The organism is Leucobacter muris, assembly GCF_004028235.1.
Classification (GTDB): domain Bacteria; phylum Actinomycetota; class Actinomycetes; order Actinomycetales; family Microbacteriaceae; genus Leucobacter; species Leucobacter muris.
This window is the reverse complement of sequence record NZ_CP035037.1, coordinates 1,420,941-1,444,130: the sequence shown is the minus strand read 5'-3', so window position 1 is coordinate 1,444,130 and position 23,190 is coordinate 1,420,941. Positions and strand designations below refer to the sequence as shown.

Genomic DNA, 23,190 nt, shown 5'->3' with positions numbered 1-23,190 from the left:
GGGTTCGCCTCGCTACGATGTGATCCTCCGCAGACGAAAGGACGCCCGTGACCGACCGTTCGACCCCTCCGATCGAGCGCAGCACCCAGCGGGGTCCCGGCCCCGCCTCCCGCACGCTCGCCGGATTCATCTTCGCGAGCCGCTGGCTGCAGGCCCCGCTCTACCTCGGCCTCATCATCGCCCAGGCGGTCTACGTCGTGCTCTTCTTCGTCGAGCTCTGGCACCTCATCGAGGGCGCCATCCTCGAGGGCCACATCAGCGAGACCGAGGTCATGCTCAGCGTGCTCGCGCTCATCGACATCGTGATGATCGCGAATCTGCTCATCATGGTGATCATCGGCGGCTACGAGACCTTCGTCTCGAAGATCCGCGTCGAGGGCCACCACGATGAGCCCGACTGGCTGTCGCACGTGAACGCCAACCTGCTCAAGGTGAAGCTCGCGATCTCGATCATCTCGATCTCGTCGATCCATCTGCTCAAGACCTTCATCGAGGTCGGCCGCATGGACGGCGGCCTCGTGCACAACGCGAACGGCACGGTGCTCTACTCGTGGGACGGCGTGCTGTGGGAGGTGGTGATCCACCTCGCGTTCATCGTCTCCGCTCTGGCGCTCGCCTGGATCGACAAGATGAGCCACCAGCACCCCGCCGCGCCGAAGAACGAGCAGCTCACGGCTGGGCGCCTGGAGGCGTCGCTGCGGGACCCCGTCCCGGCCCCCGCGGCCGACGGCTACGTGACCGTCCGGCTCCCCGCCGGCTCGCAGCTTCCCGAGGGCGCCCGCATCCTCGAGTGAACGCGGACCGCTGAAACGCGCGAACGGGGGCCCGACTTCGGCGGGCCCCCGTTCGCGCGTTCGGATCAGAACTGGTTCATGGTGTTGTCCTTGCCGCCTGCCTTGAGGGCCGCGTCACCGGCGAAGTACTCCTTGTGGTTGTCGCCGATGTCGCTGCCGGCCATGTTCTGGTGCTTGACGGTGGCGATGCCCTGGCGGATCTCCTGGCGCTGCACGTCGCGCACGTAGGTGAGCATGCCCTCGTCGCCGAAGTACCCCTTCGCGAGATTGTCGGTGGACAGCGCAGCCGTGTGGTAGGTCGGCAGGGTGATGAGGTGGTGGAAGATGCCGGCGCGAGCCGATCCGTCGCGCTGGAAGGTGCGGATCTTCTCGTCGGCGAGGCGCGCGAGTTCGGTGCCGTCGTACTCGACGCTCATGAGGTTGTCGCGGTCGTAGGCCGCCACGTCCTCGCCCCGCTCGACGAGCAGGTCGTAGGCCTGCTGACGGAAGTTGAGGGTCCAGTTGAACGAGGGGCTGTTGTTGTAGACGAGCTTCGCGTTCGGCACGGCCTCGCGGATACGGTCGACCATGCCCGCGATCTGCTCGACGTGAGGCTTCTCGGTCTCGATCCACAGGAGGTCGGCGCCGTTCTGCAGGGAGGTGATGCAGTCGAGCACGCAGCGCTCCTCGCCGGTGCCGGAGCGGAACCGGTACAGGTTGCTGGCGAGGCGCTTCGGGCGCAGCAGCTTGCCGTCGCGCTTGATCACGACGTCGCCGTTGCCGAGCTCGTCCTCGGAGATCTCCTCGACGTCGAGGAACGAGTTGTACTGGTCGCCGAGATCGCCGGGAACGTTCGTCACCGCGAGCTTCTGGGTGAGGCCGGCGCCGAGCGAGTCGGTGCGGGCGACGATCACGCCGTTGTCGATCCCCAGCTCGAGGAACGCGTATCGCACGGCGTTGATCTTCGCGATGAAGTCCTCGTGCGGCACGGTGACCTTGCCGTCCTGGTGGCCGCACTGCTTCTCGTCCGACACCTGGTTCTCGATCTGGATGGCGCAGGCCCCGGCCTCGATCATCTTCTTCGCGAGCAGGTAGGTGGCCTCGGGGTTGCCGAAACCGGCGTCGATGTCGGCGATGATCGGCACGACGTGCGTCTCGTAGTTGTCGATCTGCGACTGGATGAACTCGACGGCGGTCTCGTCGCCCGCCCGGCGGGCGTCGTCGAGCTGGGTGAAGAGCAGGTCGAGCTCGCGGGCGTCGGCCTGGCGCAGGAAGGTGTAGAGCTCCTCGATGAGCGCGGGCACCGCGGTCTTCTCGTGCATCGACTGATCGGGCAGCGGCCCGAACTCGGAGCGCAGGGCCGCGACCATCCAGCCCGAGAGGTAGAGGTAGCGCTTGTTGGTGGTCTCGAGGTGCTTCTTGATCGAGATCATCTTCTGCTGCCCGATGAAGCCGTGCCAGACGCCGAGCGACTGCGTGTAGACCGACGAGTCGGCGTCGTACTCGGCCATGTCGCGTCGCATGATGTCGGCGGTGTACTGCGCGATCTCGAGGCCCGTCTTGAATCGGTTCTGAGCCCGCATGCGGGCGACGTGCTCGGGGTTGATCGCATCCCAGCTCGGACCGTTCTGCTCCTTGAGCGCCTCGACGGCCTCCCTGTCGTTCTGGAACGCACTCATTCTGACTCCTTCGCATGATGGCGGCTAGCTCCGAAATGAACTACTTCTACTCTGGGGGACGCCAGACCCCCGCCACGCACGAATCCCGGGATGAAGATTCGCGGTATTTCTGCGCGGCGGAAATCTTGCTCGCCGGGCGGTCGGATCGCTCCGATCCGACCGCCCAGGGGCCGCCGCCACGAGCCGATAGGCTGTCAGCTGCCCCGCGGACCGGGGCCGCGCGCGAGTGGCGGAATTGGCAGACGCGCTGGATTTAGGTTCCAGTGTCCTCGGACGTGGGGGTTCAAGTCCCCCCTCGCGCACCTGAGACGGCCCCCGGGCCGGACGACGGCCCGGCGCTCGGAGCATCGGCGGCACCCGGGAGGAGGCGTCCGCCCCGCCCCGGGCTCGCCGTGATGGGCGGCTTCGGAGTGTTGCTCGCCGCCGCGCCGGTCACACTGCGGAGGCGGCGGGCCGGCGAGCCCGCAGGATCTCCCCCGTCTTCACCGCGACCACTCCGGCGATGATCAGCGCCGCGCCCGCCCACTGCGCGCCCGTGGGGACGACCGCGAGCAGCACGATGGTCCAGACGATGCCGAACAGCGCCTCCGAGTACCCGGTGAAGCTCGCGACCGTCGCTCCGAGCCTGCGGGAGGCGGCGACGCCGAGCACGTAGGAGAGCACCGTCGAGATGAGCACCATGCCCGCGACGACGACCGCGGGAGGCAGCTCGGCGCCCGCGATCGCCGCCGGGGCGCCGGTGACCGCGAACGGCAGCAGGCCCGTCGCGCTCACCACGACCAGCATCACCGCTCCGACCGCGAGGCCGAGCCCCACGAAGGGGATCGGCGGGATGCCGTGGTCGCTGCTCGCCCCCGTCGCGTAGTACGCGGCATTGCCGATCGCCGCGATGAGCGCGAAGACGATGCCCATCGGGTGGAGTGCTCCGCCCGCTCCGGCGCCCGATATCGCGGCGAGGCCGAGCACGGCGACGGCGGCGCCGATCAGCGTCAGCGCGGCCGGCGCCACGCGCGTTCGGGCCCAGATCCAGAGCATCAGGATCACGGGCCCCATGAACTCGATGAGCAGCGCCAGACTCGGCGGGATGAACTGCACCGCCATGAAGAACGCGAGTTGACAGCCGGCGACCGCGAGCACGCCGAACAGCAGGATCGGCCGCCACGCCGCCAGAACCGTGCGCCACCGGCTCCGCAGGGCGAGCGCGGTGGGCGCCGCGAGCACGAGGGCCGCGAGGGTGATCCTCGCGGTCGTCGCGGCTCCCGCCGACCACCCCGCTGCGAGGAGCGCGCTCGCGAAGCTGCCCGACAAGGCGAACGAGGCCGCGGAGCCGACCGCGAGCAGGAATCCGGCGACGGGAATCGCCCGCGTCGCAACCGGCATCGGCACCTCCGTGAATCGCCTGAACCCGTCATGAGACGGCACTGCCTGCCAGGATATCGCCGACCGAGACCGCCTCGGGCCAGGGGAAAGTGCCGACGGTCCCGCCGACGCCGAGTCGCGGCTCGGACGGCTCGCTCCCCGCCGATTTGACCCTGCCCCCGGGGGCAGGGTTTACGCTGACGGCAGAGGAGGAGCATGCGTATCGGAGAACTCGCGAAGCGCACCGGGGCATCGGTCAAGGCGATTCGCTATTACGAGAGCATCGGACTGATCGAGCCCGCCCGTCTCGACAACGGGTACCGGGTGTTCGACGAGCACCACGCCCGCGCCGTGGCCGAGATCCGGGAGCTCGCGGGTCTCGGCGTGTCTCCCCAGCGCGCGGCGCCCTTCCTCGAGTGCCTCGGTCTGGGGCACGAGCACGGCGACGACTGCGTGAGTTCACTCGCCGTCTACCGCGACACGATCGCCGACCTCACCCGCATGATCGACGCGCTCGCGGCGCGGCGCGCCGCGCTGCGGCACCGCTTGGAGGCGGGCGCCGGACGGACCTTCACGAAGGAGCAAACGATGACCGACTACACGATCCTGCCCGAGGGGCTGCCGCGGCCCGAGGACGACGGGGCCGCCGATCACCTGCCCGGCATGAGCGTGCCGCGGCTCGAACTGCCGACGAGCGACGGCCGCACGCTGCGGTTCGCCGACCTCGGCCGCGGCCGCACCGTCGTCTACCTCTACCCGCTGACCGGCCGACCGGGCGTCGACCTGCCCGAGGGCTGGGACGCCATCCCCGGCGCCCGCGGCTGCTCGACGGAGGCCTGCGATTTCCGCGACCACTTCGGCGATCTGCGCGCGGCGGGCGCCGAACGGGTGTACGGCATGTCGAGCCAGGATCCCGCCTACCAGGCTGAGGTCGTCGACCGCCTGCGGCTGCCCTTCGCCATGATCTCGGACGAGGGGTTCGCGCTGGCCGACGCGCTGCGGCTGCCGACGTTCGCCGCCGCCGGTCACGACCGCCTGTACTCGCGCCTGACGCTGATCGTTCGCGACGGCCTGATCGAGCACGTCTTCTACCCGATCTTCCCGCCCGACGCGCACGCCCGGCAGGTGCTCGACTGGCTCGAGCGCACCCCCGCCTGAGAGGCCGGCATGTCGAAGACTCCGAAGTACAGTTCGACCTTCATCTTCGAGGTCGGCGCTCTCGATGACGAGTTCCACCGCATCGACACCGAGATCGCGCAGCGCGCCAGGCGCATCAAGGGCTTCCTCGGAGAGGAGGCCTGGCACAACGAGCGGACCGGCCTGCACGCCGAGGTCTACTACTGGTCGAGTTTGGAGGCGCTGCGCGAACTCATCGGCATGGACACCCATCGCGTCGCGAAGAGCCGATACGGCGAATGGCTCGGCGGCTACCGCGTCGTCATCGCCGAGGTGACGGCCGTCTACGGCGACCCGGTCCTCGGGCTCGAGCATCGGCCGGAGCGCGAGCGATGAGCCTGTTCTCCGGCCTCAGCGCCTTTCCCCTCACGCCGCTGCTCGACGACGCCGTCGATGAGCGCGCATTCGCCGGCATCATCGAGCGTCTGGCCGACGCGGGGGTCGACTCGATCACCGCCCTCGGCTCCACCGGCTCCTACGCCTACCTCACCGTGGAGGAACGCGCACAGGTGGCCGCCCTCGCGGTCGAGCACGCGGGCGACGTGCCGGTGTTCGTCGGCGTCGGCGCGTTGCGCACCTCGCACGTGCTGGCGAACGTCGAGCGCGCCGAGCAGGCCGGCGCACGTGGGCTGCTGCTCGCCCCCATGACCTACCAACCGCTGACGCACGACGACGTGTTCGAGCTGTTCCGCAGCGTCGCCGAGCGCACCGAGCTGCCCGTGATCGTCTACGACAACCCGGGCACCACCCGCTTCGCCTTCACCGTCGAGCTCTACGCGCGCATCGCCGAGCTGCCGGGCGTCTCCGCCATCAAGATCCCGGGTGCACCCCGCGATCCCGTCGACGCCCGCCGCCACGTCGACACGATCCGAGCCGCGGTGCCCGAACGCGTCACCGTCGGGATATCCGGCGACGCCTTCGCGGCGGCAGGTCTGAACGCGGGATGCGATTCCTGGTACTCGGTCATCGGCGGCACGCTGCCGGAGCCGGCCGTCGCCATCACACGCGCCGCCCTCGGCGGCCGGCCTCATGAGGCGACCGCCGAGTCGCAGCGCCTCGCGCCGCTCTGGGCGCTGTTCGCCGAGTTCGGCGGTAGCGTGCGGGTCGTCGCGGCGATCGCCGAGCACCTCGGTCTCGCACGGGAGGGGTGCCTGCCGCTGCCGCTCCGCGGTCTCGCGCGAGAGCAGCGCGCTCGGGTCGTCGAGACCGTGACCGCGCTCGGTCTCGTCTGAACGCCCCGAGGCGCGGCGCCCGGGAGACGAGACGGTCACCCGAAGGCGCGGACCTGGCCCGCGGGCTCACCCCATTCCGACCGCGGCCGCCCTACCCCAGCTCGAACCCGGTGCGCGGGTGAGCGACCCCGTTGATCTGCAGCGCCACGCCGTACCGCCCCGGATAGTAGCGGCGCGTGGTGATCGCCCGGAACGAGTGCGAGGCCCGCACGACGGTGCGCTCCCCCGGACCGAGCGTGCGCTGCGCGATCTTGAAGACCTTCGAGCGTTCCTCGCCTCGAGCCCCCGGGAAGAACAGCGCGTAGTCGATCACGAGGCGCGCCGGATCCGCCCCCGTGTTCTCGACCTCCGCCTCGAAGGCGACGGCTCCGCCCGCCTCGACCCGCACGGGCGAGACCTCGAGCGGCGAGACCTCGACGAGCGCCGGCGGAAAGCCCAGCAGCTCGAGCGCACCGGCGTCGCCCCGCTTCACGAGCGTGCGCAGCGCATGGCGGGACACCCGCTCGAGATGATCGCCGCCCGCGTCCCGCCAGCCGCGCACGACCTCCACGGCGAACGCGGCATGCCCGCGGCTGTGGTCGTTGACGTGGTTCGCGACCGAACGGCGCACGCTCTCCTCGGCATCGTCGTGGAGGGCGTCGAGGATCACCCTCGTCGGCGACGGGTCGGCGACGAGGGCGGGGAGGCGCTCGGCCCACGGCAGCAGCGGGCGACTGCCCTCGGTCGCGAGCCGGCGCACCCTCCAGTCGGGGTCCGTCGTCCACGACGCCATGCGGTCGAGCCCGCGATCGAGGTCGTGCAGCAGCAGCGGGCGGATCGCGAACTCCGAGGTGAAGCGCTTCGTCAGCTGCCGCAGCACCTCGAGCGAGTCGTCGAACGCCGACTCGGTGCGCTCGGCGACCGCGCGCCGGGCGGAGGCGAGCCCGACCGGCCAGAGCGCCCACCCATCGAAGCCGGGGTGCTCGATCGCCGCGCGCACCACGCGCGCGAGTTCGGCGTGATCGCCGGGCAGATCGAGCAGGATCCCGTCGGCGAGGCTCCTCGCACGTCGACTCAGCGTCAGCGCGCTCAGCCCGGCGGCCGCCTCGCGCGTGGCCTCGAAGCGACGGCCGGGCGCCGCGTCCTGCAGCGCGCCGAGCAGCGATCCGACGCTCTCGTCGCCGAGCAGCTCATCGGTCATCGACATCCGGGCCTCCGTTCCCCGCGCTCAGTATACGAAGGCGGGGAACAGCGGCGGGAGGCGGCGCTCGGGCAGGATCAGCGCAGCCCCGCGGAGAGGGCTCGCTGCAGCGGGGTGCGGAACAGCCAGAGCGCGACACCGAGACCGAGGCCGATGGCCACGATCACGACGAAGTACGGCACGGGATCCATCACCTCGAACAGCTGGCCGAGCAGCCCCGAGATGGAAGAGCCGAGCGCCAGCGTCAGCGCGTTCAGGCCGATGAGCTGCAGTTTGACGGCGGCCGGGCCGATCCGCGTCGCCAGAGACAGGCCGATCGGTCCGATGAAGACCTCGGACGAGCCGGCGACGATCATCACGACGATCACGAGCAGCAACGGGATCTGGACGCCCGGGGTCTCGGGGAAGAGGATGAGCGCCACCATCATCAGCACGTACGCGAGCCCCATCTGCACGAGCCCCAGGGCGAACTTCGCGGGTGCACCGGGCCCGTCGTTGCCGCTGCGACCCCAGAAGCGGGCGATCACCGGCGTGATGAGCACGGCCGAGAGCTGGCTGATCATCGTGATCCAGGGCACCGGCATGCTCCAGCCGCCGATCACGAGATCCACGCGCTCGGTGATGAGGAACGTGATCGCGGTGAACTGCTGGAACAGCAGACCGAAGTAGACGCCCGCGGCGAGGAAGAGCGGCAGGTACGCCGCGACGCGACGCTTCTCGTCCCGGCTCACGCTCTTCGCCGAGAGCATCATGATGAAGTACCAGGCCGCGGCCAGCAGGATGAGCACCGTGGCGACGGAGGCGAGCTGCTCGGCGCGCACCGAGCCCGTCGCGAGCAGCAGGCCGACGACCGTTCCGACCAGCGCGGCGCCGACCGCGATCCCGAGCGCCCTCGCACGGGCGATGGGTCGCGCGACCACGTTGGTGCGCTCCGGCAGCTTTCGCATCGAGACGACGTACTGCACCAGCGCGCCCGTCATGCCGATCGCGGCGAGCCCGAAGCCCCAGTGGAAGCCCCACTCGTTCTGCACGAAGCCCGTCGACATCGGGCCGAGCACCGCGCCCACGTTGATCGCGAGGTAGAAGTAGGCGAAGCCGACGTCGCGCTGCCCCTCATCCCGCCCGTCGCCGACGATGCCGACGATGTTCGTGATGTTGGTCTTCAGCGCGCCGGTGCCGAGGATGATGAGCACGAGGCCGACCGCCACCCCGGTGATGCCGGGGATCACGGCCAGCACCAGGTGGCCCGCGGTGATGACGAGTCCGCCCCAGAACACCATCCATTTGGGGCTCATGACGCGCTCGCCGAGCCAGGCGCCGAGCAGCTGCGCGAGATAGACGGATCCGCCGTAGGCTCCCACGATTCCGGCCGCGGCCGCCTTGGGCAGCTCGAGTCCCCCGTCCTGCAGGTTGAAGTAGAGGTAGAGCGTCAGGATGCCGTTCAGCCCGTAGAAGGAGAATCGCTCCCAGAGCTCGGTGAAGGCGAGCCCCCAGATGGTGCGGGGAAGCTGGTTCACCGAGATCGTGCTCGTCGAGGTTTCACGAAGCATGGTGCGGCCTCCTAGTCGCGGATGATGGTGAAGGACTTGGTCAGGGTCGCGTCGATCTCCCAGCGTCCCCGCCACCCCTCGGGCAGAAGGGCCGTGGACCCCGACCGGAGCTCGGTCACGGCGCCGTGCTCGCTGACCAGTCGGCCGCTGCCGCCGATGATGTGCACGAACTCGACGTAGCCCGCGTGGTCGGTCGAGAACGCACCGGGAGTGACCCGCCAGAGACCCATCTGAGCCTTCGGCGTGTCGCGCAGCACGTGCGTCGACGTCTCGGGTGCGCCGCTCAGCACCTTCGCCTGCGGCACCGCGACGAAGGCGGGCCACTGGATCCGGTCGGAGTCGACGGCTTCGGTCTCTGCGAAACTCACGTGTGTTCCTCTGCTCTCTGAGAAGGGAGTGGGAAGGGATGGGGGCGCGCTGAAACGCCCTCGCGCGGCGCGGCGGAGGGGCGGGGCGCGACTCCGGGGGTTCGCTAGCGGCCGCTGACGAGGTTGGCCATGCGCGCGGTCCAGTGTGTGCGGGGCGCGTCGAGGGCATACTCGCGCTTGTCGGCGTATCCGTAGACGGCGTAGAGCGCGGTCGCTCCGATCCAGCGCACGGGCTCGATCTCCCAGTTGCGCGCCCGGCGGCCGATCCACGGCAGGCGCGCGAGCGCGGTGTCCTCGCCCAGGATCAGATCGCGCATGGTGCGCGCGGCGAGGTTCGTGCCCGAGAGGCCGTGGCCGACGTAGCCGCCGGCGGTCAGCACACCGGATGAGCGGTCGAAGTTGACCGAGGCACACCAGTCGCGCGGAACGCCGAGCACACCCGACCAGGACTGCTCCAGGCGCACGTCGGAGAGAGCCGGGAAGAGCTCGCCCAGCCGCTTCTTCAGCTGCAGCACGGCGGAGTCGGCGGTGCGCCCCTCGCGGTCGAAGCTCGATCGGAAGTTGTAGGGCACTCCCCTGCCGCCGATCGCGATGCGGCCGTCCTGCGTGCGATGCATGTAGGTGAAACTGTGCGCCACATCGCCCACGAGTTCCGCTCCGTGCCACCCGACCGCATCGAGCTGGGCGTCGGAGAGCCGCTCGGTGATGACCATGCTGCTGTTCATCGGCAGCAGCTTGCGGGCCTTGCCCTGCAGCGAGAGCGTGTACCCCTCGAGCGCTTCCACGACGAACTTCGCGCCGACGACGCCCCGGTCGGTGTGCACCCGATGCGGCTCCACGCTGATCGCGGTCGTGCCCTCGTAGATCGTGACCCCGAGCCCCTCGACGGTCGCCGCGAGCCCGCGCGTGTACTTGGCGGGGTGCACCCGCGCGCAGTGGGGGGTCCAGTAGCCGCCCTGGGCGCCCTCGATGCGCACGCGCTCGCCGAGCTCGGCGGGCGACAGCTCGAACACGTCGCCCTCGCCCCAGCCCTGCTGCCGCATCTCGGCGATGTGAGCGCGGGCGCGGGCGAGCTGGGCGGCGTTGGTGGCGGCGTGGACGAGGCCGTCGTGCACGAGATCCTCGGAGAAGCCCTCGGCCCGTGCGACTTCGATCGACTCGCGCACCGCGCCGAACATCTCCCGCTGTAGCGCGCGGGCGGCTTCGACGCCTCCGGACTTCGCATACCGGCGGAACTGACCCGCGGGCTCCGCGCTCATCCAGCCTCCGTTGCGGCCCGAGGCTCCGAATCCCGCGAACTCGCGCCCGATGATGACGATCTCGAGCTCGGGCCGCGCCTTCTTGAGGTAGTAGGCCGTCCAGAGCCCCGTGAGGCCGGCGCCGACGATCGCGACGTCGGCGGAGACGTCTCCCGGCAGGGCCGGCCTCGGCGTCGGCCGGCCGGTGCTGCGCATCCAGAACGAGACCTCTCCGTTGACGAACCCCGGGGCCGAGTAACTCTGCTGCGTCATAAAATCCATATCCTCGTTGAGACGGCGGAAGCTGATGCAGCGAGCCTACGCACCGAGAACGTCGATGAGCATCGTCACGGAGATCAAAAATGATTAATCATATGTACCCTGGTATGAATACCGGCAGACGGGTCCCCCGACTGCGGACGCTCACCCTTCCGCCGCGCGCACGCTCTCCCAGGCTTGGTAGGCCACCCAGAAGGCGGCGATGTCGGCGGATCGGGTCACGCTGAGGCCCGTCTCCTGCTCGATGCGGTTCAGGCGATAGGAGAGCGTCTGGCGGTGGATGCCGAGCTCGTCGGCTGCGCGCTGCCAGTGGCGATCGTGCCGCAGATAGGCGAAGAGGCTCTCCCTCAGCTTGCGCGCCCCGTCGGAGCCCTCGGCGAGCGGGCCGAGCACGCCCCCGATGATCTCCTCGGCCTCGCGATTCGATCGCGAGAGCACGGCGATCGTCGTGCCCTCGAACTCGGTCCACGCGCGGCCGCTGAACTGAGCGGCGGTCAGCACCCGCGCCGCCTCCTCGGCGGCGGACCCCACATCGCGATGATCGATGAACACCGAGGAGACGCCGAACCGTGCCTCGGAGGCCTCGGCAAGCTCGCGGATCTGCGCCACCTGCGACAGCGGGATCAGCGCGAGGTGGCTCGTGCGCCCCGCGCCGACCAGCACCGGCAGCTCTCGCAGAGCCACCCCGCGCGCGATCCGTTCCGCTGATTCGGCGAATGCCGCGACCTGGTACCCGCCGGCCAGCGAGTCGCCGAGTATCCTCTCGGCCTCGTCGGGCTGGGTTCCGGCGAGCAGGCCGGCCAGCGCCTGCGCCGATCGCTGTGCACGCGCATCGGCGGCCCCGAGCACCCGATCGATGGTCACCTCGAGCACCTTCATGAGGTGCACCAGGATGAAGCTCTCGACGGGCTCCCCCGGGTACTCGACGAGAATCAGCTCGGCGGCGTGCCGCCCTCGCAGCGGGTAGCTGCGCACCCGGCGCTCGCTCGCTCGCGCCCCCTGCTGCGCCCGCCCCGTCTCGAGCACCGTGATGCCGGTCGCACTGTCCACGACCCGCAGATCGGCCCGGAGCAGGGCGCCGAGCCCCGCCATGAGCCCCGCGAAATCGTCGTCGGCGTTCGCCGCGACCTGGTAGAGCTTGCTCAGCTTGAGCACCTGCAGGATCTGCGATGAGGAGGTTGCGGCGGCCACGTGCCGCGACACGACCGCGTACGGGGTCTCGGTGGCGGCCAGCAGCAGGGGGAAATCACGGCGTTCGGCCTCCGTGAGCATCGCCTCGCTCACGGGAGGCGCGACGTCGTGGTCGCCGATCATCAGGCCCGCGAGCCCGGCATCGTCCAGGCGGCGGATGAACCCGCGCTGCTCATCCGGATTCGCGGGCACGCAGAGCCCCACCGTCATCAGCAGCTCGTGCGGCCCGAGCCACTGCTCCGGCGCCTGCATCTCGCAGCTGTGCGCCCACAGCACCTCCCGGCCGAGCCCGCCCCCGCCCGCGAGCACCTCGATGCCGACGCTCGCGGTCGACACGAGGTCCTCGACCAGCATCACGGATCCCGACTCTGCCATGATCAGATCATCGCACAACAAACCCGACCGCTTCATCACTCAGTACAGTCGCGGCCGCCGCTCGCGAACCGCCCCCGGCGCCCCTGAGATCCGCGCCCGCCCCGTTCAGCCCGCCCCGCGCCCGCTCCGGGATCGCCGCGCCCCGACCCCCGCCGCGCAGTACGATGTGTGCACACCCTGCAGGGCCCCCATCAACCGCGAGGAGATCCCATGGCAGCGAAAGAGCCCGCGATGTCACCCTCGGACACGCCCGTCGCCGAGGTGCTCGACCGAGTCGCCGGCCCGCGCCGGGCCGAGGCCGATGAGCTGCTCGCCCTCCACCGGGAACTCAGCGGCGCCGAGCCCGTCGTCTGGGCCGGCCGCATCATCGGCTTCGGGGAGTACGAGTACCGGTACGAGAGCGGGCACGGCGGCCGCGCCCCCGAACTCGCGTTCGCCACCGGATCGGCGAAGCACACGCTCTACCTCGTCGACGGCTTCTCGGAGCGCTGGCCCGACCTCATGGAGCGGCTCGGTGCATACCGCGCGAGCAAGGCCTGCCTCTACCTCACGCGGCTCGCGAAGGTCGACCGCGGGGCGCTGCGTGAGCTGCTCGAGCACTCCCTCGCCGAGACTCGCGCGCAGTCCGCCTGAGTCGTGCAGGCCGGGCCGGGCCCGCAGTCTCCTCCGGCCGCGTCTGAGAGGATGGGGGTCGTGCCCGCTGCCCCGCTCCGCCGCCCCGATACAGCCCCGAGCCGACCGGGGCCGCGCCGATGACCGCGGCCGGCTGGGGCGGGCTGCTCCTGGCCTGGTTCGCGGCGCTCGCACTGCCCGGGCCCGACATCTTCCTGCTGCTGCGCCTCGGGGTGCGGCAGCGACGCGCAGCCGTGCTCGCGGCGCTCGGCATCATGAGCGGCAACCTGCTCTGGATCGTCGTCTCGGTGCTGGGGCTCGCCGCGCTCTTCCAAGCGCTGCCCGGCCTGCTGCCGATCATGCAGAGCGCGGGCGCACTGGTGCTCGGCTTCCTCGGGGCGCAGAGCATGCGGAGCGGGATCGCGCAGCTGCGCGTTGCAGAGGCGGATCGGGGTGAGGGATCGGTGTCCCGGCCGTGGCTGCTGGGATTCACCACGAACCTCGCCAACCCGAAGGCCCTGATCTTCTTCACGGCGCTGCTGGCGCAGTTCCTGCCCGCGGGGGCGGGCTGGGACACCCGGATCGCAATCATCGCCGCGATGGTCGCCGTCGGTGTCGCCTGGTTCCTCTCGATCGCGATCGCGTCGTCGGCCGCCGCGTTCCGCGGCTGGTTCGGTCGCGCCGCCCCCTGGTTCGACATCGTGGCGGGGGCGCTCTTCGTGGTCATCGCCGCGGCGATCCTCGCGGAGGCGGTTCTCGCAGTCGTCCGCTGAACGGAGCGGCTCGGCGCGGGACGGCTCCGCGCCGCGGGCCGGGACGTCGGGAGGTGCTCGCACGGCGTCCCGGCGCACGCCGACACGTCGACCGGGCTTGTCGCCGATCCGCGTTCCTGTTAGGGTCGCTGCGGATCGTGTCGCGCCCGCTGTGCCGGAGCTCGCGGTCCCCGACCCACGACCCGAAGCGAGGTGAGCCCATGCCCAGTGACAGTTGCAGTCACCAGCCGGGCCACGTGCTCGCCCCTTCGACCCGCTCCGACTAGTCGAGGCGGCGCTGCGGCCCGGCGCATCTCTCTGAGCGCCGCGTTCCGCACAGGTTTCGCGGTGCGCCGACCCGCGCCCGCGCCGTCCAGGCGTGCGCCTCCTGTGAAGGAGCTCACATGACCACCCAGAGCATTCCCGTCGTCGACGGGCTCATCGACACCATCGAGCAGCAGCTCGCCGCCCGTGACCTGCACGCGCTGACCGAGACCCTGGCCCCGCTCACGGCCGCCGACCTGGTTCCGCTCTTCGACCGCCTCAGCCTGCGGCGACGAGCGGTGGTGTTCCGATTGCTCGGCAAGCAGCGAGCGCTCGAGGTCTTCGAATCGCTCGACCCCGAGCTGCAGAGCGATCTGCTCGCAGGGCTGCACGATGCCGAGGTCGCGCGGCTCTTCGCCGAGCTCGATCCCGACGATCGCGCCTGGCTGCTCGAGGAGCTGCCCGCGTCGCTCGCGACTCGACTGCTGCGGGGCCTGCCCGAGACGGATCGGGTGCTCACTGCGGCCGTGCTCGGCTACCCCCAGGGCAGCGTCGGCCGGCGCATGACGCCCGAGTACGTATGGACCAGGATCGGGCTGACCGTCGACCAGTCGCTCGCCCGGGTGCGCGCCCGGCTCGACGACGCCGAGACGGTCTACACGATCCCCGTGCTGGACGACGTCAGACGAGTCGTCGGCGTCGTCAGCCTGCGAGACCTGCTCGGCGCCGATCCCCGCGCGAGCGTCGAGGAACTGATGCAGCAGGCTCACACCGCCGCGGCCGTCGAGCACGCGGAGAGCGCGGCTCGCCGGTGCGCCGATCTCGCGCTGCTCGCGATGCCGATCGTCGACAGCGAGCAGCGCCTCGTCGGCATGTTCACCATCGACGACGCCGTGCGCATCCTCGAGCGCGAGGAGAGCGAGGACACGGCGAGGCAGGGCGGCACCGAACCGCTGCGGCGCCCCTACCTGTCGACGCCAGTGCGCTCGATCGTGCGCTCCCGAGTGGTGTGGCTGCTCGTGCTCGCGATCGGGGCGACCCTCACGGTGCAGGTGCTGTCGGTGTTCGAGTCGACGCTCGAGCGGGTGACGGTCCTGGCGCTGTTCGTCCCGCTGCTCATCGGCACCGGCGGCAACACGGGCAACCAGGCCGCCACCACCGTCACTCGGGCACTCGCCCTCGGAGACGTGGGCCCGAGGGATCTGCTGCGGGTGCTCTCGCGCGAGCTGCGCACCGGGGCGATGCTCGGCCTGCTGCTCGGCGGGCTGGGCTTCGCGGTCGCCGGGCTCGTCTACTCGCCGCAGATCGGCGCGGTGATCGGGATCACGCTGCTCACCGTCTGCACGGTGGCCGCTGCCGTGGGCGGCTGCATGCCGCTGCTGGCACGGGCGGTGCGCGTCGATCCGGCGGTCTTCTCCAACCCGTTCATCTCGACGTTCGTCGACGCGACCGGTCTGATCGTCTACTTCATGATCGCGAAGACGATCCTGCAGTTGTGAGAGCGGTGCGGCCGGCGGGTTGCGACGCGACGCGAGCCGCCGGCCGCGGGATCACCAGCCGGTGCTCAGCACGCGATCGAGTTGGGCGACGACGAAGTCGGCGCTCTCCTCGGTGAGGCAGAGCGGGGGCTTCACCTTGAGCACGTTCGAGCGCTCCGAGGTGGTGAGCACGATCACCCCGAGCTCGCGCAGCCGTTCGCAGATCGCGGCGGCCTCCTCGGTGGCGGGCTCCATCGTCTCGCGGTCGCGCACCAGCTCGACGCCGAGGTAGAGCCCCTCGCCGTGCACGGGGCCGATGATGTCGTGCTGCTCGGCGAGAGCCCGGAAGCCGTCGGCGAGGCGCCGGCCGACGAAGTGCGCGTTCTGCTGCAGCCCCTCGCTCCGCATCGCGTCGAGCACTGCGAGCCCCACGCGGCAGCTGAGCGGGTTACCGCCCGCCGACGAGAAGAACTGACCCTGCGTGGTGAGCGCATCGGCGATGCGCTTCGAGGTGATGACACCGCCGATCGGGAATCCGTTGCCCATGGGCTTCGCGATGGTGATGAGGTCGGGGGCGACTCCCGACTGTTCGAAGCCCCAGAAGCTCGACCCCATGCGACCGAACCCGACCTGCACCTCGTCTGCGATGCACAGACCGCCCGCGACGCGAACCCGGTCGTAGACCTCGGCGAGGTAGCCGTCGGGCAGCAGCACGCCGCCCGCGTTGCCGAGCACCGATTCGCAGATGAAACCGGCGATGTGTCGCCCCGACGCCGCGAGGGCGTCGAGGTCGCCCCCGAGGTCGGCGGCGTAGCGGGCCCCGACGCTCGTGTCGCCCGCCTCGCCGCGGTAGGTGCCCCGGAACCGGTTGGGCACGTCAGCCACGTGGATCCAGTCGGGGCGGTTCTCGAGGGCGTACGGGTTGTCGTAGGCGCTCGTGGTGACGGCGTCTGAGGCCATGGTCCAGCCGTGGTACGCCTCGCGCAGCGCGACGACCGTCTTGCGGCCCGTGGCGGCCTGAGCGAGCCGAAGCGCGAGGTCGACCGCTTCGGAACCCGAGTTCACGAGCAGCACCGTGTCGAGATCCGAGCCTTCGGGGAGCAGGGCGAGGAGGCGCTCGCTGTACTCGGCCAGCTCGCGGTAGAGGAAGCGGGAGTTGGTGTTCAGGATGCGGATCTGCCGGTTCACCGCGTCGGCGACGCCCGGATGCCCGTGCCCGAGGCCGGTCACGTTGTTGACCATGTCGACGTAGGCTCGCCCCGTGGTGTCGACGAGGTGGTGGCGCCAGCCGCGCTCGATCTGCATGGGGCTCGCGTAGTAGCGCTCCTGCGCGCTCGCGAAGATCTGCTCGCGCCTCGTCTGCTCGTCGGCGGACTCGTCGCGCTGCACGAGCGAGTCGAGGCCGAGGATCGACGCCGGGTCGTGCGTGAAGCGCGCCCACGCCGGCACGCGCTCGGGGGCGACGAGTTGCGCTCGCCCCTGCTGCGGAACCTCGACCGAGAGGATGGGCGGCTCGGCTCCGTCGAGCGCGTCGCCGCGGCACACCGTCACCGTGAGAGGACGGGGATCCGAGGACGCCGCGAGGCGTACGATCGGGTCTGCCGCACGAACGTCGGCGCCGACCTCCACCTGCGCCGGGACACCGTCGATCGAGAGGAACCAGCCGTTCTGCAGTTCGAGCAGCACGCCGCGCTCCGTCGCCGCCGCGACACTGCCCGAGAGGGGCGCGAGCACGTCGAGCGCGCCTCCGCCGCCCACCCACAGCTCGGTGCCGATGGGCCAGGTCTCGGCCGCGTCGACGGAGTCGATCGCCGTGCGCGTGAGCCGGTAGACGCCGTACGGCAGCACTGCGACTGCGGCGCCGTCGCGCAACGCGGCATCGACCAGACGACGCTCCGCGACGTCTCGTTCGAGCCACGTGCCGGCGTCGAGCGCCTCGCTCTCGACGCCCGGGTCGACCATGGCGACCCCGCCGGTGAGGCCCGCCAGCAGCGCGCCGAGCGGGCGCTGGCCGGGACCGCCCGGCCCGTCGACGCCCGCACGGCGAGGAATGCTCGGCGCGGCGACGAGGCGCAGCCCCTGCCCGTGGGGGACGCCCTGCATGCCGAGGCGCGCGAGCACCTGCTCGGTCGCCTCCGCGAGCGGCAGCGCGGTCGCGGCGTCGAAGATCGCCTGCTCCCCCGCGATGCGCTCGCGGGCATAGTCGTTGCCGCCGTCGATCTCGAGCTGGCGCCAGCCGCTCGCGACGAGCACGGCCGCGCGCAGCACGATCAGCGGCCAGACGGCGCGCGCCTCGGCGTTGGAGAGCGGCGCGGCGCGGTGGAACGCCGCGATCGTGTCGAGCACCCGCAGGGGCCGCTCGGGGTCGTGGTGCAGCATCGAGCTCGCCGTGACGGCGAGCTCGGAGACGCGCCAGCCGTAGGCGAGATCGCCGAGGTCGAGCACCACGTGCGGGTGCAGGCGGCGATCATCGCCGCGACGACCCGTCACGTTGTCGTCGGTGAGGTCGCCGTGGATCGCCTGCGTCGGCAGCGCCGCGCTCACGAGGTCGAGCTGCCGCTGCGCCGCCTCGGCCGCCGCGAGCACGCGCTGCCGCAGCTCCTCGTCGGCGTTCGAGTGACCGAGCCCCGCGGTCTGCTCGTGCGCGACGCCCATGATCCACATGTGGTCGCGGGCGAGGCCCGGGTGGGATAGGCCCTCGAGCGCGTTCACCGAGGCCGCCGCGAGCGCGCCGAACTCCTCGAGCACCACGGGGGCGAGGTAGCCCGCGTCGACGAGCGGCTCGCCTTCCGCGAACTCGCTGCGCCGAACCGCGAAGCCGCGCCAGCGCTGCGTGAGGGAGCCGTCGAGGCCGGGCAGCACCGAGGCGACCGGCACGCCGGCGGCGCGGTACGCATCGAGCGCCGCATGCTGGGCGTCGCGCTCGGCGTCGCCGAAGACCGGGTTGTCGACGCGCAGCACGCTGCGACCGCCGTCGGCCTCGAGCAGCACGAAGTTGCGGTCCTGGTTGCTGCCGAGCTCGTGCGCCTCGGCCTCGATGCCGAAGCACTCGCGCGCGATGGCCGCCGCGTCGACCTCGGACACGTTCGGCCGCACGAGGCCGCCCTGGGGTTCGGTCATGTCGCGTTCTCCTCGTCGGGTTCAGCTCGGAAGGTGTTCGCCGCCCAGCTGGGAGCGGATCGAGGGGGCCAGCGCGGAGAACGCGCGGGTGCGGTGCGAGAGCAGGTCTTTCTCGGCCCCGGTCAGCTCGGCGGCCGAGCGCTGCTCGCCCTGCGGCTGGAAGACGGGATCGTAGCCGAAGCCGTGCTCTCCCGCCGGCTGCCGCAGCACGCGGCCGGGCCAGACGCCCAGCTCGCAGACCTCGCCCGCTCCGGGCCCGCCCGTAAGATCGGCGCCCTCACCGGGAGGCACGACGAGAGCGGCCGCGCACACGAAGCTCGCCGCCCGATGCTCGTCGGCGACGTCGGTGAGCTGCCAAAGCAGCAGATCGACATTGGCGGTGTCGCTGCGCGACGGGCCGCCCCAGCGCGCCGAGAAGATGCCCGGGCAGCCGCCGAGCACGTCGACCGCGATGCCGGAGTCGTCGGCGATGGCCGGAAGCCCGGTGTGGGCCGCGGCAGCGCGCGCCTTGATGAGGGCGTTCTCCTCGAAGCTGAGCCCGTTCTCGACCGGCTCGGGGCCGTTGTAGCCGACGAGCTCGATGCCGGGGATCAGCGGGCCGAGGATGCGCCGCAGCTCCTCGAGCTTGTGGGCGTTGTGGGAGGCGAGTACCAGCCGGGTCACGGTTATCGCCCCTCGGCCAGCACCGAGCGCTGGATCTCGGCGAGCTCGGAGGCGCTCGTCAGCGCGAGATCGAGCAGCCCGTCGAGCTCGGCGCGGTTGAACGGCACGCCCTCGGCGGTGCCCTGCACCTCGACGAAGTCGCCGGATCCGGTCACCACGACGTTCATGTCGGTCTCTGCACTCGAATCTTCGACGTAGGCCAGGTCGGTCATCGGCGTCGTGCCGACGATGCCGACCGACACCGCGGCGACGCTGTCGCGCAGCGGCTGGGCCTTGCGGGCGATATGGCCCTCGGACCGGGCCCACTCGATGGCGTCGGCCAGCGCCACGTAGGCGCCGGTGATCGACGCCGTGCGGGTGCCGCCGTCGGCCTGCAGCACGTCGCAGTCGATCACGATCGTGTTCTCGCCCAGCGCCTTCGTGTCGATCACGGCGCGCAGGCTGCGGCCGATCAGCCGCGAGATCTCGTGCGTGCGACCGCCGATCTTGCCGCGCACCGACTCGCGCTGCATGCGCTCGTTGGTGGAGCGCGGCAGCATCGAGTACTCGGCCGTGACCCAGCCGGTGCCCCGCCCAGCCAGCCAGCGCGGCACGCCGGGGGTGAACGAGGCGGTGCAGAGCACCCGCGTGCCGCCGAAGGAGATCAGCGCGCTGCCCTCGGCCTGCGAGCTCCAGCCCCGCTCGATCGTCACCGGGCGCAGCTGCTGCGGGGTGCGCCCATCGGCGCGGGTCTCATCACTCATGTTCTCTCTTTCGGTCGGGGGTCGGGTCGGGGACATCGCCTCGGTTCGGCTCTGCCAGCACGCTACCGGCAGCCGCCGACACTCATCGGGATCGGCGCGCGGGTCAGCCGGGCAGTGTGATCGCGCCGGTCTCGAGGCGGTCGACGGCGTCGATGCCGATCCCGAGCATGCGTCGCGCGAGGTCGACGAAGCCGCGGGTGTCATCGCCCGTCGCCTCGTAGCGCAGCATCGGATCGCCCGCGGCCGGCGGCCGCAGCAGCTCCTGCTCGGTCAGCACCCGGAACACCTCGTTCGCGGTCTCGATGTCGCTCGACACGAGCGCCACGTCGGGTCCGACGACGCGGGCCAGCGCCCCGCGCAGGAACGGGTAGTGGGTGCAGCCCAGCACGAGCGTGTCGATGCGCTGGGCGACGAGCGGGGCGAGGTACTGCTCGGCGATCGCGTGCACCTCGGGTCCGCTCGTGAGGCCGGCCTCGACGAGCTCGACGAAACGCGGGCAGGCGGCCGCGGTGAGCGCGATCTCGGGCCGCATGGAGAAGAGGTCGTCGTAGGCGCGCGACTGGATGGTGCCCTGCGTGCCGATCAGGCCGACCCGACCGTTGCGGGTGATCGCGGCGGCGCTGCGCACGGTCGGGCCGATGACCTCGACCACGGGCACGTCGTAGCGCTCGCGCGCGTCGCGCAGCACGGCCGCCGATGCGGTGTTGCAGGCGATCACCAGCATCTTCACGCCCTGCGCGACGAGGCCGTCGAGGATCTCGAGCGCGAAGCGGCGCACCTCGGCGATGGGGCGCGGCCCGTACGGCGTGCGCAGCGTGTCGCCCACGTAGATCATCGACTCGTGCGGCAGCTGATCCCGGATCGCCCGGGCCACCGTCAGGCCGCCGACTCCCGAGTCGAACACCCCGATCGGCGCATCGGGCGAAATATCGCGGTTGCTCACCGCACCAGCTTATCGTCCCGTCCCGACCCTCCGCCGAGCGCCCCGCAGCGGCTCGGCTACGCGCGGGGCCGTGTGATCCAGGTGTGCCGGTGCAGCTCGGTGAGGCCGCGGGCGGTGATCCCCTCGTAGTGCGCCCGGGATCCGTAGCCCTTGTTCGACGACCAGCCGTACTCGGGATGCGCCTCGTGCGCCTCGCGCATCAGCGCGTCGCGCTCGACCTTCGCGCGCACGGAGGCGGCCGCGACCGAGGCGCAGCTGCGATCCGCGCCCACCCGGGTGCGCACGCGCAGCGGCGAGCGGAGCGCGGGCGTGAGCCAGTCGTGCGATCCGTCGAGCAGGATCAGCGCCCGCTCCACCGCCACGCCCGCCGCGTGCAGCTCGAGCAGCGCACGCCGGCCCGCCTCGCCGAGCATCGCGCCGATGCCGTGCTCGTCGATCTCCTCGGCGCTCGCGAAGCCCACCGCGCCCGCGCCCCAGCCGCGCACGAGCGGCGCCATCGCCTCTCGCCGCTTCTCGCTCAGCAGCTTGGAGTCGCGCAGCCCCTCCGGGAACTCGCACGTGCCGCGGACCACGGCGTGCACGCCGACCGCGACCGGGCCCGCTACGGCGCCCCGCCCCACCTCGTCGACGCCGATCACGAGGTCGAAGCCCTCGTCGAAGCAGCCGAGTTCGACGTCGAGGGTGGGATCCTTCGGCGGCGCCGCGGCTCGCGCCTGCGCCTGCGCCTGCGTCTCGGCCCGCCGAGGGGCGCCCGCGCCGACCTCAGCCTGCTGCGCGACGGCCCCACGCGAACCGGCGGGTTCCACGAGAGCCCGATCCGGAGCGAGCGCCAGCGCGTCCGCGGAGTCCCGGCTCACTGCTCTCGCGCCTGCTCGACGCCGGTGAACGTGTGCTCGGGCGTGCCCAGCCAGGTGAAGCGGTTGAGCGGCCAGTTGAGCACGAACGCGCGGCCCACGATCTCGGTCTCGGGCACGAAGCCTCGGCCGGGCTGATCCTGGTTGTAGCGTGAATCCTTGCTCTGGTAGCGGTTGTCGCCCATCACCCAGACCGACCCCTCGGGCACGGTGACGTCGAAGTCGATCTTCGAGGCGCGGCCGCCCTCGCCGTCGGGGATCACGATGTAGGGCTCGTCGAGCGGCACGCCGTTCACGGTCACCCGGCCGTCGGCGTCGCAGCACTGCACCCGGTCGCCGCCGACCCCGATCACGCGCTTCACGACGTACTCGTTGCTCGTGTCGGCCGCGAGGCCCACGGCCTGCAGCACCTTCTCGAAGCCTTGGGGGGGCTCGGTGCCGCGCGGCAGCAGCCAGCCGCCCGGATCCTTGAAGACCACGATGTCGCCCCGGTTCACCGAGACCACGTCGGGCACCAGCTGGTTCACCAGGATGCGGTCGTCGACCTGGAGGGTCTGCTCCATCGACTCGGACGGGATGTAGAAGCTGCGCACGAGGAAGGTCTTCAGCAGGAACGAGACGAGGAACGCGACCACCAGGATCACGATCAGGTCGCGGATGAACCCGAGGATCCCGCTCCCGCGCCGCCGAGGCCTCCCAGCCGCTTCGTTCATCTCGCATTCCCTCTCCGGTGCCGCCGATCCGTCGGCCGCACCCGTCCATCCTGCCACCCGAGCCCTGGGAAAACAGAAACCCCCGCCGAAGCGGGGGTTTCTGCTCAGGAAGGCCCGACTCAGATGTCGCGCTTCTCCTTGATCTTGGCCTTCTTGCCGGTGAGGCCGCGCAGGTAGTAGAGCTTCGCACGGCGCACGTCGCCGCGAGTCACGACCTCGATCTTGTGGATCGCGGGCGAGTGCACGGGGAACTTGCGCTCCACGCCCACCTGGAAGCTGATCTTGCGCACCGTGAAGGTCTCACGCACACCCTCGCCGTGGCGAGCGATCACGACGCCCTGGAACACCTGGACACGCGAGCGGTTGCCCTCGACGATGTTGACGTGCACCTTGACGGTGTCGCCGGCGCGGAACTCGGGGATGTCGCTCTTGAGCGACGAGGCGTCGACGTGGTCGAGCTTCTGCATGATTGTCTCTCTCTGCGCCCGCCGCAAGTCGGAACGCGGAATGAAGGTGAAAGTACTGGGTGTTCGGCTCACGGCGTGTGCGGACCCTCACGGCAGTGCCGCACCGTGGCACAAGGAACTATTATGCCACATCGGCGGCGGAGGTCGAAGCCGTGTCTCGGCGTGCGCTCGGTGCGTGATC

21 protein-coding genes and 1 tRNA gene are annotated in these 23,190 nt (G+C 71.0%); 8 read left to right on the top strand and 14 right to left on the bottom strand.

Translation table 11 applies throughout. From position 1 onward, the window contains the following. Positions 1-47 precede the first annotated feature (47 nt). Positions 48-794, top strand: coding sequence for a TIGR00645 family protein (locus tag Leucomu_RS06810; protein ID WP_228407320.1), 747 nt, complete (start codon positions 48-50; stop codon positions 792-794). Between the two features lie 65 nt (positions 795-859). Here Leucomu_RS06810 and Leucomu_RS06805 read toward each other — a convergent pair whose 3' ends face one another. Further along, complete coding sequence (locus tag Leucomu_RS06805; RefSeq protein ID WP_017884987.1) at positions 860-2,452, bottom strand: isocitrate lyase; 1,593 nt, start codon at positions 2,450-2,452, stop codon at positions 860-862. Between the two features lie 220 nt (positions 2,453-2,672). Here Leucomu_RS06805 and Leucomu_RS06800 point away from each other — a divergent pair. Further along, positions 2,673-2,754: transfer RNA gene (locus Leucomu_RS06800), tRNA-Leu, on the top strand. A gap of 130 nt (positions 2,755-2,884) precedes the next feature. Here the strand turns inward: Leucomu_RS06800 and Leucomu_RS06795 are convergent. After that, positions 2,885-3,832: an EamA family transporter gene (locus tag Leucomu_RS06795; RefSeq protein ID WP_128386747.1), complete on the bottom strand. Its 948-nt coding sequence runs from the start codon at positions 3,830-3,832 to the stop codon at positions 2,885-2,887. Between the two features lie 195 nt (positions 3,833-4,027). On the opposite strand from Leucomu_RS06795, the gene Leucomu_RS06790 reads away from it, so the two are divergent. Genes Leucomu_RS06790 through Leucomu_RS06780 form a run of 3 tightly spaced genes read left to right on the top strand, consistent with a single transcriptional unit; the run spans position 4,028 to position 6,219 of the window. Continuing rightward, entirely contained in the window at positions 4,028-4,969 is a 942-nt protein-coding gene (locus tag Leucomu_RS06790) for a MerR family DNA-binding transcriptional regulator (protein WP_128386746.1), read from the top strand. A 9-nt stretch (positions 4,970-4,978) separates the two neighbouring features. Next, positions 4,979-5,323, top strand: a complete 345-nt coding sequence (locus Leucomu_RS06785) for an antibiotic biosynthesis monooxygenase family protein (RefSeq protein ID WP_128386745.1) — start codon at positions 4,979-4,981, stop codon at positions 5,321-5,323. Further along, positions 5,320-6,219 (top strand): dihydrodipicolinate synthase family protein, encoded by a 900-nt coding sequence (locus tag Leucomu_RS06780; RefSeq protein ID WP_128386744.1) that lies wholly within the window; start codon positions 5,320-5,322, stop codon positions 6,217-6,219. Before Leucomu_RS06785 ends, Leucomu_RS06780 begins: the two co-directional genes overlap by 4 nt. Positions 6,220-6,310: 91 nt before the next feature. Here Leucomu_RS06780 and Leucomu_RS06775 read toward each other — a convergent pair whose 3' ends face one another. From Leucomu_RS06775 to Leucomu_RS06755, 5 genes are all read right to left on the bottom strand, one after another. Next, complete coding sequence (locus tag Leucomu_RS06775) at positions 6,311-7,405, bottom strand: DNA alkylation repair protein (RefSeq protein ID WP_128386743.1); 1,095 nt, start codon at positions 7,403-7,405, stop codon at positions 6,311-6,313. A gap of 71 nt (positions 7,406-7,476) precedes the next feature. Further along, on the bottom strand, positions 7,477-8,949 hold the full coding sequence (locus Leucomu_RS06770; RefSeq protein WP_128386742.1) for a peptide MFS transporter: 1,473 nt from the start codon (positions 8,947-8,949) through the stop codon (positions 7,477-7,479). Positions 8,950-8,960: 11 nt separating this feature from the next. Further along, on the bottom strand, positions 8,961-9,317 hold the full coding sequence (locus Leucomu_RS06765) for a cupin domain-containing protein (protein WP_051066220.1): 357 nt from the start codon (positions 9,315-9,317) through the stop codon (positions 8,961-8,963). Positions 9,318-9,421: 104 nt separating this feature from the next. Beyond that, positions 9,422-10,828: an NAD(P)/FAD-dependent oxidoreductase gene (locus tag Leucomu_RS06760; RefSeq protein ID WP_228407318.1), complete on the bottom strand. Its 1,407-nt coding sequence runs from the start codon at positions 10,826-10,828 to the stop codon at positions 9,422-9,424. Positions 10,829-10,978: 150 nt separating this feature from the next. Beyond that, a complete protein-coding gene (locus Leucomu_RS06755) occupies positions 10,979-12,400 on the bottom strand; it encodes a PucR family transcriptional regulator (protein WP_164884523.1) in 1,422 nt (473 codons plus the stop codon). 210 nt (positions 12,401-12,610) lie between these two features. Here Leucomu_RS06755 and Leucomu_RS06750 point away from each other — a divergent pair, with 210 nt between their 5' ends. The 3 genes from Leucomu_RS06750 to mgtE all read left to right on the top strand — a co-directional run bounded on the left by Leucomu_RS06750 (position 12,611) and on the right by mgtE (position 15,527). Then, positions 12,611-13,033, top strand: a complete 423-nt coding sequence (locus Leucomu_RS06750) for a DUF1801 domain-containing protein (protein WP_017884978.1) — start codon at positions 12,611-12,613, stop codon at positions 13,031-13,033. 119 nt (positions 13,034-13,152) lie between these two features. Then, positions 13,153-13,785, top strand: a complete 633-nt coding sequence (locus Leucomu_RS06745) for a LysE family translocator (RefSeq protein WP_017884977.1) — start codon at positions 13,153-13,155, stop codon at positions 13,783-13,785. Between the two features lie 383 nt (positions 13,786-14,168). Beyond that, positions 14,169-15,527, top strand: a complete 1,359-nt coding sequence (mgtE, locus tag Leucomu_RS06740; RefSeq protein ID WP_128386739.1) for a magnesium transporter — start codon at positions 14,169-14,171, stop codon at positions 15,525-15,527. A gap of 51 nt (positions 15,528-15,578) precedes the next feature. On the opposite strand, the gene Leucomu_RS06735 is transcribed toward mgtE, so the two are convergent. The 7 genes from Leucomu_RS06735 to rplS form a co-directional block, all read right to left on the bottom strand. Beyond that, positions 15,579-18,626 (bottom strand): aminotransferase, encoded by a 3,048-nt coding sequence (locus Leucomu_RS06735; RefSeq protein WP_128386738.1) that lies wholly within the window; start codon positions 18,624-18,626, stop codon positions 15,579-15,581. A 21-nt stretch (positions 18,627-18,647) separates the two neighbouring features. Continuing rightward, on the bottom strand, positions 18,648-19,289 hold the full coding sequence (locus Leucomu_RS06730; RefSeq protein ID WP_017884974.1) for a non-canonical purine NTP pyrophosphatase: 642 nt from the start codon (positions 19,287-19,289) through the stop codon (positions 18,648-18,650). Between the two features lie 2 nt (positions 19,290-19,291). Further along, positions 19,292-20,032: a ribonuclease PH gene (gene rph / locus Leucomu_RS06725; RefSeq protein ID WP_017884973.1), complete on the bottom strand. Its 741-nt coding sequence runs from the start codon at positions 20,030-20,032 to the stop codon at positions 19,292-19,294. A gap of 103 nt (positions 20,033-20,135) precedes the next feature. After that, positions 20,136-20,975 (bottom strand): glutamate racemase, encoded by an 840-nt coding sequence (murI, locus tag Leucomu_RS06720; protein WP_017884972.1) that lies wholly within the window; start codon positions 20,973-20,975, stop codon positions 20,136-20,138. 56 nt (positions 20,976-21,031) lie between these two features. Next, entirely contained in the window at positions 21,032-21,832 is an 801-nt protein-coding gene (locus tag Leucomu_RS06715; protein WP_128386737.1) for a ribonuclease HII, read from the bottom strand. Continuing rightward, complete coding sequence (lepB, locus tag Leucomu_RS06710; protein WP_017884970.1) at positions 21,829-22,542, bottom strand: signal peptidase I; 714 nt, start codon at positions 22,540-22,542, stop codon at positions 21,829-21,831. Before lepB ends, Leucomu_RS06715 begins: the two co-directional genes overlap by 4 nt. 119 nt (positions 22,543-22,661) lie before the next feature. Further along, on the bottom strand, positions 22,662-23,009 hold the full coding sequence (gene rplS / locus Leucomu_RS06705; RefSeq protein WP_128386736.1) for a 50S ribosomal protein L19: 348 nt from the start codon (positions 23,007-23,009) through the stop codon (positions 22,662-22,664). Positions 23,010-23,190 lie beyond the last annotated feature (181 nt).